The 13,699-nt window shown below is 67.8% G+C and carries 13 protein-coding genes; 6 read left to right on the top strand and 7 right to left on the bottom strand.

Annotated elements, in window-relative coordinates:
- Nucleotides 1-32 precede the first annotated feature (32 nt).
- The 4 genes from GLA29479_RS00610 to GLA29479_RS00595 all read left to right on the top strand — a co-directional run bounded on the left by GLA29479_RS00610 (nt 33) and on the right by GLA29479_RS00595 (nt 2,334).
- Nucleotides 33-563 carry a phage tail protein gene (locus tag GLA29479_RS00610; RefSeq protein ID WP_057970463.1) on the top strand — a complete coding sequence of 177 codons (531 nt, stop codon included), beginning with the start codon at nt 33-35 and terminating at the stop codon, nt 561-563.
- Nucleotides 564-627: 64 nt separating this feature from the next.
- Nucleotides 628-1,158 carry a phage tail protein gene (locus GLA29479_RS00605; protein ID WP_057918296.1) on the top strand — a complete coding sequence of 177 codons (531 nt, stop codon included), beginning with the start codon at nt 628-630 and terminating at the stop codon, nt 1,156-1,158.
- A 31-nt stretch (nt 1,159-1,189) separates the two neighbouring features.
- Nucleotides 1,190-1,729: a phage tail protein gene (locus tag GLA29479_RS00600; RefSeq protein ID WP_057918297.1), complete on the top strand. Its 540-nt coding sequence runs from the start codon at nt 1,190-1,192 to the stop codon at nt 1,727-1,729.
- A gap of 53 nt (nt 1,730-1,782) precedes the next feature.
- Nucleotides 1,783-2,334, top strand: a complete 552-nt coding sequence (locus tag GLA29479_RS00595) for a GNAT family N-acetyltransferase (protein ID WP_057970462.1) — start codon at nt 1,783-1,785, stop codon at nt 2,332-2,334.
- Nucleotides 2,335-2,450: 116 nt separating this feature from the next.
- Here GLA29479_RS00595 and GLA29479_RS00590 read toward each other — a convergent pair whose 3' ends face one another.
- From GLA29479_RS00590 to soxR, 4 genes are all read right to left on the bottom strand, one after another.
- Nucleotides 2,451-2,741: a DUF6916 family protein gene (locus GLA29479_RS00590; protein WP_057918298.1), complete on the bottom strand. Its 291-nt coding sequence runs from the start codon at nt 2,739-2,741 to the stop codon at nt 2,451-2,453.
- 646 nt (nt 2,742-3,387) lie between these two features.
- Complete coding sequence (locus GLA29479_RS00585) at nt 3,388-3,813, bottom strand: Ig-like domain-containing protein (protein WP_144436268.1); 426 nt, start codon at nt 3,811-3,813, stop codon at nt 3,388-3,390.
- An 888-nt stretch (nt 3,814-4,701) separates the two neighbouring features.
- Nucleotides 4,702-5,211, bottom strand: a complete 510-nt coding sequence (locus tag GLA29479_RS00580; RefSeq protein ID WP_057918300.1) for a DUF1993 domain-containing protein — start codon at nt 5,209-5,211, stop codon at nt 4,702-4,704.
- 88 nt (nt 5,212-5,299) lie between these two features.
- Nucleotides 5,300-5,779: a redox-sensitive transcriptional activator SoxR gene (soxR, locus tag GLA29479_RS00575; protein WP_057918301.1), complete on the bottom strand. Its 480-nt coding sequence runs from the start codon at nt 5,777-5,779 to the stop codon at nt 5,300-5,302.
- Between the two features lie 71 nt (nt 5,780-5,850).
- Here soxR and GLA29479_RS00570 point away from each other — a divergent pair, with 71 nt between their 5' ends.
- Both GLA29479_RS00570 and GLA29479_RS00565 read left to right on the top strand, forming a co-directional pair.
- Entirely contained in the window at nt 5,851-6,846 is a 996-nt protein-coding gene (locus GLA29479_RS00570; protein WP_082638173.1) for an NADP-dependent oxidoreductase, read from the top strand.
- Complete coding sequence (locus GLA29479_RS00565) at nt 6,843-8,279, top strand: MFS transporter (RefSeq protein ID WP_082638172.1); 1,437 nt, start codon at nt 6,843-6,845, stop codon at nt 8,277-8,279. Before GLA29479_RS00570 ends, GLA29479_RS00565 begins: the two co-directional genes overlap by 4 nt.
- A gap of 336 nt (nt 8,280-8,615) precedes the next feature.
- Here the strand turns inward: GLA29479_RS00565 and GLA29479_RS24150 are convergent, their stop codons facing one another.
- From GLA29479_RS24150 to GLA29479_RS00555, 3 genes are all read right to left on the bottom strand, one after another.
- On the bottom strand, nt 8,616-8,840 hold the full coding sequence (locus GLA29479_RS24150) for a hypothetical protein (RefSeq protein ID WP_144436267.1): 225 nt from the start codon (nt 8,838-8,840) through the stop codon (nt 8,616-8,618).
- A 608-nt stretch (nt 8,841-9,448) separates the two neighbouring features.
- Nucleotides 9,449-10,669: a glycosyltransferase gene (locus tag GLA29479_RS00560; RefSeq protein WP_057970460.1), complete on the bottom strand. Its 1,221-nt coding sequence runs from the start codon at nt 10,667-10,669 to the stop codon at nt 9,449-9,451.
- Between the two features lie 49 nt (nt 10,670-10,718).
- Nucleotides 10,719-13,556 (bottom strand): type 2 lanthipeptide synthetase LanM family protein, encoded by a 2,838-nt coding sequence (locus GLA29479_RS00555; protein ID WP_057970459.1) that lies wholly within the window; start codon nt 13,554-13,556, stop codon nt 10,719-10,721.
- Between the last annotated feature and the right edge of the window lie 143 nt (nt 13,557-13,699).

Raw genomic sequence — 13,699 nt, 5'->3', positions numbered from 1 at the left:
CGGTGCCCGGACGACATCCTCTGGGGGAAGAGATGACAGAAGTATTCCTGGGACAGATCATCACGGTGGGGTTCAATTTCGCCCCGAAGGGTTTCGCGTTCTGCGCCGGCCAAATCCTGCCGATCGCACAGAACCAGGCCTTGTTCTCGCTGCTGGGCACGACCTACGGCGGCAACGGCCAGACCACCTTCCAACTGCCGGACCTGCGCAGCCGCACGCCGGTCGGGTTCGGCCAGTCCGCCGATGGCGGCTGGAACCCGACGGCCTATCAGTTGGGCGAAACCGGCGGCGTCGAGAACGTCACCCTGCTGACGACGCAGTTGCCGGCGCACAACCATGGCCTCGTCGGCACCAGCGCCAACGCCAATTCACGCGGCGCACGCGACTCCTTGTACGGCAACTGCACGATCCCGCTGTACGCCGACGTCGGCGGCCCGCAGGTGGCCTTGTCGCAAGCCGTGCTCGGCTCGAGCGGCGGCACGCAACCGCACAACAATCTGCAGCCCTACCTGGCGATCAACTTCTGCATCGCTCTGAGCGGCATTTTCCCATCGCGCAACTGACGCGGCCGACCAGCGGGGCGTCCTCGCGACGCCAATCAAAGCATTCCGTTCCGGAGTACACATCATGAGCGAACCCTTCGTCGGAGAAATCCGTCTATTCGGCTTCGGCCGCACCCCTAACGGTTGGTTCCCCTGCGACGGCAGCCTGCAACCGATCTCCGAATACGAGGTCTTGTTCACCCTGATCGGCACCACCTACGGCGGCGACGGCCAGAGCACCTTCGCCGTGCCCGACCTGCGTAGCCGCGTGCCGATCCACAGCGGCACCGGCCCGGGGCTGAGCAACTACGTCATCGGCCAGGCCAGCGGCAGCGAAAGCGTGACCCTGATCGGTACCCAGATGCCCGCGCACACCCACACCATGTTCGCCACCACTTCGCTGGCCACCTCCAACACGCCGGCGGCGAACGTGCAGCCCGGCGCCTTGTCCGGCGACACCATGTATCTGACCGACATCACTGGCCTGCCGCCGATCCCGGAAGCCGCCACCGCCGTGACGCCGGCCGGCAACACCCAGCCGCACGCCAACCTGATGCCGACTTTGACGGTGCAGTACTGCATCGCCTGGGCCGGCATCTTCCCGCAGCAAAGCTGATCTCGCCGATCGCATTCCAGAGGACATCACCATGACCGAACCTTTCATCGGCCAGATCCAGATCTTCGGTTTCAACTTCGCGCCGCGCGGTTGGGCGTTCTGCAACGGCGCGACCTTGGCGATCCAGCAGAACACCGCGCTGTTCGCGCTGCTGGGCACCCAGTACGGCGGCAATGGAACCACCACCTTCCAACTGCCTAACTTCGTCAACCGCGCCGGCTGCAACCAAAGCCCGGTGGGCTCGCCGCCGGGACTCACCCCGCACCAGATCGGCGAAAACTTCGGTTCCAACAGCGTCACCCTGACCACCCAGGAGATGCCGGCGCATACCCACACGATGCAGATCTACAACCAAAACGATGTGAGTAAGCGGCAGTCGGCACCGGCCAACGGCGTCGCGCTCGGCAGTCCGGCGGCCTCGGCGTTCACTTCCGCCCCCACCGCCAATTCGCCGTTCCCGCCGAACATGATCGGCCCGACCGGCGGTGGTCAGCCGCATGAGAACCGGCAGCCTTACCTGGCGATGAACTTCTGCATCGCCCTGCAGGGTATCTTCCCGTCGTTCCCTTGATAGGTTAAATCTCAGGCAAATCGCTTGAACCTTGAGCCAATCGCTTGAACGTCATGCACTCCGCCGCGCCGCTGTCGTTCCCGCAAGAACGCAGCGGCATAGGGCCCCTACCCGCGTCGCTGAGCGGGCGCGGGATCGGCCTGCGTGCGGCGTGCGGCGAGGACATCGACTGGCTGCGCCTGCTTTATCGCGATCTGCGGGCGCCGGAGTTCGCCGAGTTGGGCTGGCCGCAATCGGCCCTGCACGCCTTTCTCGACCAGCAGTTCATGCTCCAGCACGTGCACTACCTGCGCCACTACGGCGAAGCCGAGTTCCTCATCGTCGAGCAGGCCGGCCGCCCGGTCGGACGCTTCTATCTGTTACGCGAGGCGCGCGAGCACTTGCTGGTCGACATCAGCCTGGCGCCGGCGAGCTGCGGGCAAGGCCTGGGCGGCGCGCTGATCGCGATGGCGCAGCAGGAAGCCGCCGCGCTCGGGCGCGGCATGCGCCTGCACGTCGAGTCCGCCAATACCGCAGCGCAACAGCTGTACGACCGCCTCGGCTTCCGCGTCGTCGAAGCCCTGCCGACCCACATCATGATGCGTTGGACGCCGGCCCAGGGCTGAAGCGCCCCGTCACTGCATCGCCGGCCGGCAGCGCATCACGCGATGCGGACTCGTCCAAACTCAGGAATCAACCGCAGCGCAAGAATCGGCCGCAACACGGCCCGTGCGCGCTGGCTTCAGTTGAAGATCGCCTGGTACAAAAAGCCTTCGCGCTCGCGCGCGACCGGCACCAGGAAGATGCCGACTTCGCCGATGGAGTCGTGGCGCATCATGTAGATCTGCTGCGGAAACAGGAAAGACGAGCCGTTGCGGAACAGCAGCGAGAACGCCGCACGTTCGCCCTGCTGCGGACGCGTGCTCAACGCCCGCGCCTCGACCAGCACGAACGGCACTTCGTTGTCGTTGAGCTGCGCCGAGTAGGTCTCGTTCACGTGCGCAGCGAAGTGTTCCAGCGTCAGTAGTTCCATTGCAGGCCTCCCCAAGCCGAGGCCGCATCGTCGTCGTGTCCGGCGCCCGATGCAAGTCCCGTCGTCGGTTTTGCGACGGATTCGCGGCTGCATGCGAGCCGCAGTCAGCCTTCCGGCGTCTGCGGCGCCTGGCTCCCAGCCGAACCGCACCGGCAAACGCGCAGCCGAGAGAGCGGCCAGCGAGGCGGCAGACGGGACATCGTCGCCCCTCGGCCGGCGAGGCTGGGCTACGAGCAACCGATGATCACCGCCGCCGGCTCCGGACGCGCCGCCGCGATCCCAGTTCGCGGCGGACGACGGCCGGAGCCGCCGACAGCGCGGGCGATCCCTGCCCGTCCCTGCTTTCATCACTGACGGAGATGAAAGATTCCAAACCTTGCGGTCCGTGCCGGCCGCGGCGCCCGCCAGGCTCGAAGCCGGCGGACGCCGCGGACCGGTCGACACCGGGGAAGACGCAGCCCTGCCGTCACCACCACGACGCGGTGATCGGCGGACCCGCCGCGCTATCTGCGCGGACGTAGGCCTGGAGGCTGCGTTGTCGGCTTTCGCGCGTGGCGCGGGAAACCGTCCCCTACCCCTTTCTGAGGGGTACCTGCGTCGCCGCCGCGAGATCGATCGCGACAGCAGCAAAACCCTGCAACTGCGTTTACAAGGCCGCGGCGGCGCTCGGCGGCAGCGCCCGGCCGCGGATCGAAGTCACCGCCACCACGGCATCGACGCTGGCATCGCCGGCATGGACGCGATAGGTGTAGGTATCGACCCCTTCGAAATCCGGATCGGGCGTATAGGTCGCCTGACCGTCCTGCAAACTCACCGCACCGTGCCGCGGCGATTCGACGATGCTGTAGCTCAACGAGGCGCCGCTGCCGATCGAACCGCGCAAGGCGACCGTCGAGGTCGCGCCGTCGACGCTGTTGGTGACCAGGTCCGCCGCGGCGAGCGGTTCGTAGCGCTTGAAGCCGCGCACGCTGTCTTCGACGAGGGCCACCGGATGACGGCTGTCGGAGTGACCGAAGCCGGCTTGGGTGAACATCGGCGTCGACGGACGCAGCGCATCGCTACGGTTGGACATGACAGTTTCGCTTTGCGCGTCGCGCGCAAAACCGTGGCTGAAACTCGAACTCGGGGCGCCGAACGCACCGGCACTGCTCGCGAGCAGCGTCAGGCACAGTACGACGGGCCCCTGGATACTCTTGGACAACATGCCTACTCCTTGGTCTGAATGGAAACGGATCTATCGTCTGTTCCGGATTGCGCTTGCTTGCGCTGGATCGCCGTTCGATCGCGACGGCGACCGGGGATCCTTCTCCTGCATCGCCCTGTCCGGACCCGCTTGCGACCTCCTGTCGCCACCGGGAAAGCATGATCGCAGGCAGGCGTCGCATAGGCCGAGACGGAGAGAGAGGCGAAGCGAATAAATTGAATCGCGCGGCGGATTTCCGGCGGAGGCGGCTCGCCTGGGTTCGCGCAGAAGGCGCATTCGCGGTGGTCGTGCTGCGACCGAGACAGCGCGGTGCGAGGCGGTCTGTCGAATACGCCACATCGCGGTCGCAGGCGTTGCGACTCGCGCTCGTTCGCGGTGACGTTGGCGCGTGCGACAACGCGGTCGCGGCTTACGCCGCTCCTACAAGGGAGCGACGAAGCCGCACCTCATAATGTAGGAGCGGCGTAAGCCGCAACCCATCCAAAAGGTGTATGCCAGCGCCGTGCCCGGAGCCGAGACGTACGGCGCGCGCGCCCTAAGGCAGCCGAACGGCCGGGCTTCGGTGACCACGCTTACGATCGTCTCTTCGGTGGGTCGCGCCTCGCGCCGCTCCTACCCTGGAGACCGGGCGGCGCGCTATGCGGTTCGATCTGAAACGACGAAGGCCCGCGCATGCGGGCCTTCGGGGGCGACCGGGCTGCGGCGCCCGGCGCGGGCGCAGGAGGCAGGCGGCCGGGCCTGCGGCGATGACTTACCTCAGTATTTCCCCATGAAATCGCGCTTGCCGATGTTGACGCCATGGCCGCGCAGGATCGCGTAGGTGGTGGTTACGTGGAAGAAGAACTGCGGCAGGCCGTAGTGCACCAGGTAGTCGTGTCCGCCGAAGCGGCGTTCCTTCGGCGTGCCCGGACGCAGCACCACTTCGCGGTCTTCGGCGCCTTCGAACAGGGCCGGCTCGAGGCCGTCGACGAAGCCGATGGTCTTGGCGATCAGCGCCTGCAATTCGGCGAAGCTGCGTTCCTTGTCGTCGTAGACCGGGACCTCGACGTCGGCCAGGCGCGCGCTCACGCCCTTGGCGAAGTCGCAGGCGATCTGGACCTGGCGCAACAAGGGGAACATGTCCGGGAACAGACGCGCCTGCAGGTAGGCGTCGTGGTCGATCTTGTGCTCGGTCGCGTGGGCTTCGGTACGGGCCAGGATCTCGGCCAGGCTGCCGAGCAACTGCTTGAGCACGGGGACGGACGCGGAATACATCGAGATGGGCATGGTGGCTGGATTCGTGCAGGGGAAAGCCGCCATGGTACGACGGCGGAGGGTCCGCTGCTCTGCCGCACCGAGGCGGCAGGCGCACGCATCAAGCCGGCGACTTGGCGCGGCGACGCGGTTTGGCTTGTTGCAGGGCCGCCGCCCAACGCTGCGCGCCCGCGCCCTGGTCGCCCCAAGTATCGTCGGGGTTGGCCAGCCGGCAACGGTCGATCGACAGGCAACCGCAGCCGATGCACTGGTCGAGGGTGTCGCGCATCAGGGTCAGGTTGGCGATGCGCTGCTCGAGCTCGTCCTTCCACGTCGCCGACAAGCGCGACCAGTCGCTGCGGGTCGGCACGCGCGAGTCCGGCAAGGTGTCCAGCGCCTCGCGGATGGTCGCCAGGGGCATGCCGACGCGCTGGGCGACGCGGATGATGGCGATGCGGCGCAAGGTGTCGCGGCTGTAGCGGCGCTGGTTGCCGGCCGTGCGCAGGCTGTGGATCAGGCCCTTCGACTCGTAGAAGTGCAAGGCCGATACCGCCACGCCCGAGCGCTCCGCAACCTGGCCCACGGTCAGCTCCATCGTCATGCTCATCGGCTATTGACCTCAACTTATATTGAGGTTCTATGCTGCACTCGGTCTCATTTCGACGTCAAGCCATGGCCCCCACCCGCGCTTACGAACGCACCACGACGTCCCTGCCCGTTCCGCCGCAGGTCAAGGCGGTGGTATTCGACCGTTATGGCGCGCCCGAAGTCCTGCACGCCATCGAACTGCCGATGCCGCAGGCCGGGCCCGGTGAAGTACGGATCCGCGTCCGCGCGGCCGGCGTGCGTCCCAGCGACATCGCCCTGCGTCGCGGCATCGGCGCGGCCGATGCCGGGCAGGCGTTTCCGCGCCGCCTCGGCAACGAGTTCGCCGGCATCGTCGACCAGGTCGGCGCCGGCGTGCGCGACCTCGACATCGGCGACGAAGTGCTCGGCTGGGCGGTGGCGATGAGTTATGCCGAAGTATTGACGGTGCCGGCCGAGCAAGTCGTGCACAAGCCCGAGACGATGTCCTGGGCGGTCGCCGGCGCCCTGCCCTCGACCGGCCAGAGCGCGCTCGGCGCCTTGCGCGTGCTCGGCGTCGAACACGGCCACACCGTGCTGATCCATGGCGCCGCCAGCGGCATCGGCAGCGTCGCGGTGCAACTGGCGCGGGCCTGGGGCGCACAGGTGATCGGCAGCGCCGCCGCCAACGACCACGATTATCTGCGCTCGCTCGGCGCGCAGCCGGTGCTCGACGACCGCGAAGGCATCGAACAGACCCGCGCGCTGGCGCCGCAGGGCGTCGATGCGATCTTCGACGCGCTCGGCAGCGAAGTGCACGAGGGCTGGCTGGCGCTCGGTGCGGCGCCCTCGCGCATCGCCACCTTGTGCGACTCCGACCAGGCCCGGCGTCTCGGCCTGCGCACCTTGCGCAGCCAACGCAGCCGCGCGCATCTGCACGAGCTGATGGCCATGCACGTGCGCCACGGCCTGCTGGTGCATGTGCGCGAAATGTTCCCGCTGACCCGCGCCGCCGAAGCGCATCGCGCGGTGGAACGCGGCCACGGCCGCGGCAAGGTCGTGTTGATGGTCTACGAAGCCATGGCGATGAAGCACAGCGCATGAACGAGGCCAGCGCACTCGAACGCCCGCTCGCCGATGCCGGTCTCGGCCTGGCGCCGACCCACGACGAAGCGGCCGCGGTTCCGGAAAGTCTGTACGCGCCGCGTTACCGCAGCTTGACCATCGGCGCGGTCGCGCTGGTGGCCTTGGTCGCCTTCGAAGCCCTGGCGGTGACCACGGCGATGCCGAGCGTCGCCCGCGCGCTCGACGGCCTGGCCCTGTACGCGCTCGCCTTCGGCGGCACGCTCGCGGCGAGCGTGGTCGGCATGGTCGCGGCCGGCCGTTGGGCCGACGCGCGCGGGCCGGTCGCACCGTTGCGCCAGGGCATCGTCTGGTTCGCCCTGGGCCTGATCGCGGCCGGGCTGGCGCCGTCGATCGGCTGGCTGATCGCCGGCCGCGTCGTCCAGGGCTTCGGCGGCGGATTGATCTCGGTCGCCTTGTACGTGGTGGTCGGCCGGGTCTATCCGCCGCAACTGCGGGTCAGGATCTTCGCCGCGTTCGCCGCGGCCTGGGTGGTACCGGCGGTGGTCGGCCCGGCGATCAGCGGCGCGATCGTCGAACATGCCGGCTGGCGCTGGGTGTTCCTGTCGGTGCCGATCGCCGCCGTGTTGGCGGCGTGGCTGGTGCTGCCGTCGCTACGCAACCTCGGCCCGACTGCCGGCGGCGCCGATGCCGGCACCGATCAACGCACACGCCTGCTGTGGGCGTTGTTGACCACGGCCAGCCTGCTCGCCCTGCACTACGGCGGCCAGCAACGCGGCTGGCTGGCCTGGGCGGTGCTGGTCCCTGCGCTCGCTGCGCTGGCGTTGGCGGCGTCGCGCTTGCTGCCGCGCGGCGCCCTGCGCGCCGCACGCGGCCTGCCGACCGTGGTGTCGCTGCGCGGCATCGGCGCGGGCGCGTTCTTCCTCACCGAGGCCTACATCCCGCTGTTGCTGTCGCAGCAACGCAGCCTGTCGCCGACCTGGGCCGGGCTGGTATTGACCCTGGGCGCGGTCGGCTGGTCGAGCGGCTCCTGGTATCGCGGACGCACCGCGGTCGCGGCGGCGCCGCAGCGCTTCCTGCAGGCCGGCATGGCGATGGTCGCGCTCGGCGTGATTGCGATCGCGACGCTGGTATGGACGCAGGCTCCGCTCGCGCTCGGCGTCGCCGGCTGGATCGTCGCCGGCCTTGGCATGGGCCTGATCTACCCGACTCTGTCAGTGCTGATGCTCGAGCTCTCGCCGCCCGAACAACAGGGCGTGAACTCCTCGGCGCTGCATCTCGGCGATGCGATTTTCACCGCCACCGCGCTGGCGGTCGGCGGCTCGTTGTTCGCGGCACTGATGGCGCGCTCGCATACCCTGGCCTATCTGTGCGGGTTCGCCATCGCGCTGGGCTTGGCCTTGTTGGGCTTGATGCTGGCGGCGCGGGTGCGGGTCAGCAAGACCGCGGCCTGAGACTTGCTTTACTCACACACTTGCTCGACCGACACGGCACAGCGGCTCCGTCCCTGTAGGAGCGGCGTCCTACTGGATTTCCTTCGGTCATAAGTCGCGACCGCGGGATTCGCAGGTTTTTCAGCGCCTTCGCGATTGATCGAAGGCGTGAGCTGTCGCGAGGGTAGGAGCGGCGCGAGCCGCGACCGCGCTGCGATGGTCTTGCGGCGTCTCTTTCAAGCAAGACCAAGATCTAGATAAAACGCCAAGAGCTTCCGCCACTAAAGCGGCGGGTTACTTTCTTTTGTCATAAGCAACAAAAGAAAGGTAACCAAAGAAAAATGCTTTTCTTTTGAATCACAGGCCCGCACGAGCGTTGCCGCCGCGGGGATTTTTCATACCGGACATCCCTGTCCCGATGAAAAACGGCACGCATCCCTGCGTGCCGCCCTCCGGGTCTTCTGTTGCCTTCGCTAGTGCGAATCTGCGCACAGCAACAGCACAGTGGAATTTAACCGTTGCTGTTGCCGTTGCCGTTGCCGTTGCCGAGATTCTGATCTGCTTTGCTGCTTTGCCGGTCAAGTGGAGACCCGGAGGGCGGCGCACAGGACGTGCGCCGTTTTCCGATAAGACAGGGACGTCTTATCGGAAAATCCCGGCGCGGGCATCGCACTGGTGGCTTGTGCCCTTGCAAGGAGAGCCCTTTTCTTTGGTTAGCTTTCTTTTGGGCTTAGCAAAAGAAAGTAACCCGGCCGCGTCAGCGGACGGAAGCCCTGCTCTTGCTTGAAGCTTCTCAGAAACACGACCAGGATCAAACGCCAAAAGCTTCCGCCACTAAAGCGGCGGGTTACTTTCTTTTGTCATAAGCAACAAAAGAAAGGTAACCAAAGAAAAATGCTTCTTTTTGAATCACAGGCCCGCGCGTTCGATGCCTCCGCAGGGATTTTTCATACGGGACATCCCTGTCCCGATGAAAAACGGCGCGCATCCCTGCGCACCGCCCTCCGGGTCTTCTGTTGCCTTCGCTAGTGCGAAGCTGCGCACAGCAACAGCACGGCTACGGCTACGGCTACGGCAATGGCAATGGCAATGGCAAAATATTTACGTCCACGACATGTGCGCCGGTAACGACAGGAACTCTGTAGGAGCTACGTCAGTCGCTACCGTGCAGCCGCGGCCTCGCGCCGAGCCTATCGCGACAACTCGGTCGCCGTCGTCGAAGTCGTGGTCATCAACGCCGGTTTGGCTTGGGCAAGGCGTTGGTACAAGGTCACCACCTGCTCCATCAGGCCTTCGGTGCTCCAGGCGCGCGCGTCGAGCGGGCCGGCCGCCGCCAGTTCGGCGCGGCGCTGCGGCGAACGCAGCACATCGCCGACGTGCCTCGCGAAAGCTTCGACGTTCTCCTCGCTGACCACGGCGCTGCGCGCGCCGCGCAGGACGGTCGCCGTGCCCATCACCGCGGTCGAGACGATCGGCACGCCGAGCGCCATCGCTTCGATCAGCACCAAGCCCTGGGTTTCGGTCGGCGAGGCGAACACGAAGGCATCGCCGGCGCGGTAGGCATCGAGCAGGCTGGTGCGGCGGTCGAGGTTGCCGAAGAAACGCACGTTGCGTTCCAGGCCGAACTCCTTCGACAGGCGCTTGAGGCGCTCCGCATCCGGCCCCTCGCCGGCGATGATGAACATGAGCTCGGGGAAATCGGCGATCAGGCGCCGCGCCACCTGCAACAGGAAGGCGATGTTCTTTTCCACCGCGAGCCGGCTCACCGTGACGATGGTCGGCCGCCGCGCATCGATCTCGTGCTCGGCGCGGAAACGCGCGCCGTCGCCGCGGGCGAACTCGCTCAGGTCGATGCCGGTCGGCAGCACCGTCGACGGCGTGGTCACGCCGTAGCGGTCCAGCACCTCGACCATTTGCGCGGTCGGCACGATGAGGTGATCGACGCCGTGGCAGAGCGTGCGCGACACGCGCCGGGCGACGAAGCGCAGCAGCGGCGCCGGCGCCCACGGCAGGTAGTGGCCGATATATTCCTCGAAATAGGTGTGGTAAGTCTCGACCGTGGGCCGGCCGCTGGCTTGCGCCAGTTGCACGCCGAGTCGGTGGGCGCGGAACGGCGTGTGGATGTGGATCACGTCCCAGTGCCGCTGCGCCAGTTGCGGCAGAATCCGGCGCAGTTCCGGTGCGCGGATCAGACGGTCTTCGGGGTCGAAGAAGATCACCCGCGCCTGTAACCGGACGATCTCGAACTCGTCGCTGTCGTGCAGCTCCTGGCCGCTGCCGGGACCGTAGTCGGGCACGACCAGGGTCACCGCATGCCCGCTGCGCGCCAGCGACTGGGCGAAAGTGCGGATCGAGGTCGACACGCCGTTGACCCGCGGGAAGTACACGTCCGACAGCATCAGGATGTTCATCCTGCCAGCCTAGGCCTCGCCCATGACGGATTTGTGGCGGCCGCGGCGCTTACCCCGGCGCATGCCGCTCGAACAGCAAGGGCGAGGCCAGAGCGCATTGCGGGTGCATGCGGTTGAGGGTGTGGATGGCGCCGGCCACCCCGGTCATCAACCCCGGGGTGAAAGCATCGCGGGCGCGGCTGCCGACCGCGCCGCGATGTTCCTCGATCGCCGAGACGATCTGGGCGCTGTGCTCGACCGGGTCGGTCTGGGCGCCGCCGTCCGGGTCCAGGCGCGCGGCACGGGTCAGCAACTCCCACAGCGCCAGGTCGCCATGGCACAGCGTATGCCCGAGCCCCCAACCGTCGCGGCCAGCCGCGGCGGCCGCGCGTCGCAGAGTGCGCAGGTGCCGGGCCTCGCCGGTACGGGCATAGAGATCGCTCGCGGCCAAGCCGATGCCGACGCTGCCGTGGCACCAGGCATGCAGGAACTGGCGTTCGTCGGGCACACGCGCGTCGAGCCAACTGCCGGCCGCCTCGTCGTAGAGGCTGTCTTCGAAAGCGAAGGCCCGTTCGGCCAGCGTCAGCCAGCGCGCGCGCTCGTCGGCATCGCCGGCCTCGCTGAGCCCGATCCGGGTGAGCGCCCAGCCGATGCCGCTGGCACCGTGGGCGAAACCGCCGACCGGCTCGGCGAAGATCGTCGACGGCCAGCGCGCGCCGCGTTCGTCGACGATCGCCTGGGTTTCCATATAGCGCGCGGCTTGCGCGGCCAACGCCGGCCAACGCGGGTCGGCATGCACTTCGGCCAGTTGCAGCAAGGGCACGATGGTGCCGCTGGCGCCTTCGAGCAGGTCGAGGTATTGGTCGCCGTCGAAGCCGGCCTGGGCCATCGCCTCGGCGCGTTCGACCGCCCACTCCAGCATCTGCGGTCGCCGCAACAGATCGTGCAGCGCAACCCAGGTCCAGACCTGCGCACCAAAGCCGATCATGCCGCCGACCGTGGTCGGCCGGTCCTGCGTTTCGATCGCGCGCATCACCGCGATGGCGCCGTCGAGCGCGGCCTCGGCGCCGTCGACCGGGTCTGCGCGGCCCTGCCCGACTTCGTGCAGATAACCGGCCAGCGCCAGCGCCACCCCGCCCAGGCCGGTGTAGAGGTCGGCCTGCAGCGGACGCGTGACCCAACCGGTATCGCCGAGCACCGGGCTGATCCAGGTCACCGTGCCGTCGCTCCCGCGCACCGCCAGTTGCAGCAGTTGTTCGACCGCGCGCGCGGCCACCGCGCGCCGGCGCGCATCGAGGCGTTCGGCATGCGGATGACGAGCGAAGACGTCGCTGCGTACGCGTTCGTTCCGGCCCAGGCGTTGATTGAGGTCGACCGTGACCAGGGCGCTGCGGATGGTCAGCTCTTCCAGCTCGACCCGCATGCCGCGCCAATGCACCAGCGCTTCCTCGATGCGTGCCGCGTCGAGCGAAGCGACGAAGATCGGTACGTCGCCGCGGCGCATATCGTCGATCTCGCCGTCGATCTCGGCCGGCGCCGACGGCGCGATCGGCAACACCGCCGCGTTGCGCGCCAGGATGTCGCGGGCGCGCTCGATCGCCTTGGGCTCGTCGTGCAACGAGGCCGGGTGCCAGAGCATGCGCATGATCTCGACATAGGCTTGAGTCGGGCGGCGGATGTCGCGCACCCGGCAGCCGAGAAAACCTTGCAACAGCGGCGCCAGCGCGCCGTCCGCATCGAGCGCGCGCAGACGCGCGGTCGCGGCCAGGAAACCGTCGGTAATGCGGTCCCAATAGCGCGACACGTCCGGATGCGGGCTGGGATGGTTCTGCGACTGGCCGAAGTCGGCGCTGACCACCGCCAGCCGCGCCCGCATCGTGCCCTCGTCGGCGATGGTCGGCACGCGGATCTGCGGCTGCTCGCCGGGCAAGCCCCCGGCCGCGGACAGGTCGATGCCGCCCAAGCCCAGCGTCGGCGCGCGGAACGGCACGATGCCGGTGCGCAGCACCGAGGTGCGGATCAATTCGGAGGCCAGATCGAAAGCGTGCCCGCGCCCGGACGGCGGCGGCTCGACTTCGACCGCGAACAGGCTCTCGACGTCGATGACGACCGGCACCGGCCCGGCCGCGATCAGGTTTTCCTGGTGGATGTCGGTACCGCCGAGCAATTGCATTACCGCCAGCCAATGGCCGAGGTTGCGATAGAAGCCGGCGAGTTCGTCGTCGCCCTCGCAGTAACGATGCTCGACGAAACCGGCCCAGCCGTAGGCGCCGCGGTCGAGCGCATGCGGCACGCGGATGCGCTGCGCATCGTCGGCGAACACCCGGCCGAGGAAGACGTCCAGCGCGAGATCGATATTCAGCGAGCGCGGCTTGTACATCACCCGCCCGCCTTCCAGGGTCAGGCGGGCGACGGTCTGGCCGCCGTCGTGCAGGTCGCCCTCGCCCGGTTGTACCGCGAGCAGACGCCCGGCCGGCCGGCCGAGCAATACCGACAAGGCCTCGCGATCGGCGGCGAAACGCGCCGCCAGCGCTTCCAGCGCCAGCCGTTGCAGTTCCAGGGAACGGCCCAGGCGTTCGTGCAGCGCCGGATAGCGGCGGCGCAGATGCGGGTCGAATTCCGGCTGCGTGGCCAGGGCGATGAACTGTGCGAACTGGCCGGCGTCGTCTTCGGCGTTCAGTTGCCCGCCCAGCTTGGCCGCATGCAGTTCCAGCAACAGGGTGCGGCTGATCTTGAGCCGGGCGTTGTCGTTGAGGCCTTGTTCGCCGACCCGGCGCAGCAAGGCGATCTCGTCGCCGTGCAGGCCCGGCGCCAGCGCTTGCAGGCTTGCGCCGAGCGCGCGGCGCGCGTCGGCGGTGAACAGCTCGATGATCGGTAAAAACGATTCGCCGCTACGGGTTTCGCTCATCGGTTCGATGCGTCCTGCCTGGATCGATGGGAAGCAAACACGAGCCCGGCTGGCGCGGCGCGCATCGCGGCGGCGGCCTCTATCCGGCGCGCGGCGCTGCCCGGTATGGCGGTGGATGCACGGCGCAGCGATGCAGCTGCGGC

Origin of the sequence: Lysobacter antibioticus, from assembly GCF_001442535.1 — a bacterium.
Lineage (GTDB): Bacteria > Pseudomonadota > Gammaproteobacteria > Xanthomonadales > Xanthomonadaceae > Lysobacter > Lysobacter antibioticus.
This window is presented reverse-complemented; position numbering and strand designations above follow the sequence as displayed.

Coding starts and splice junctions, on each gene's coding strand:
- GLA29479_RS00590 (WP_057918298.1), bottom strand. CDS start 2,741: ATGGAACTACTGACGCTGGAACACTTCGCTGCGCACGTGAACGAGACC.
- GLA29479_RS00580 (WP_057918300.1), bottom strand. CDS start 5,211: ATGCCCATCTCGATGTATTCCGCGTCCGTCCCCGTGCTCAAGCAGTTG.
- GLA29479_RS00570 (WP_082638173.1), top strand. CDS start 5,851: ATGGCCCCCACCCGCGCTTACGAACGCACCACGACGTCCCTGCCCGTT.
- GLA29479_RS00555 (WP_057970459.1), bottom strand. CDS start 13,556: ATGAGCGAAACCCGTAGCGGCGAATCGTTTTTACCGATCATCGAGCTG.
- GLA29479_RS00605 (WP_057918296.1), top strand. CDS start 628: ATGAGCGAACCCTTCGTCGGAGAAATCCGTCTATTCGGCTTCGGCCGC.
- GLA29479_RS00610 (WP_057970463.1), top strand. CDS start 33: ATGACAGAAGTATTCCTGGGACAGATCATCACGGTGGGGTTCAATTTC.
- soxR (WP_057918301.1), bottom strand. CDS start 5,779: ATGACGATGGAGCTGACCGTGGGCCAGGTTGCGGAGCGCTCGGGCGTG.
- GLA29479_RS00595 (WP_057970462.1), top strand. CDS start 1,783: ATGCACTCCGCCGCGCCGCTGTCGTTCCCGCAAGAACGCAGCGGCATA.
- GLA29479_RS00565 (WP_082638172.1), top strand. CDS start 6,843: ATGAACGAGGCCAGCGCACTCGAACGCCCGCTCGCCGATGCCGGTCTC.
- GLA29479_RS00560 (WP_057970460.1), bottom strand. CDS start 10,669: ATGAACATCCTGATGCTGTCGGACGTGTACTTCCCGCGGGTCAACGGC.
- GLA29479_RS00600 (WP_057918297.1), top strand. CDS start 1,190: ATGACCGAACCTTTCATCGGCCAGATCCAGATCTTCGGTTTCAACTTC.
- GLA29479_RS00585 (WP_144436268.1), bottom strand. CDS start 3,813: ATGTCCAACCGTAGCGATGCGCTGCGTCCGTCGACGCCGATGTTCACC.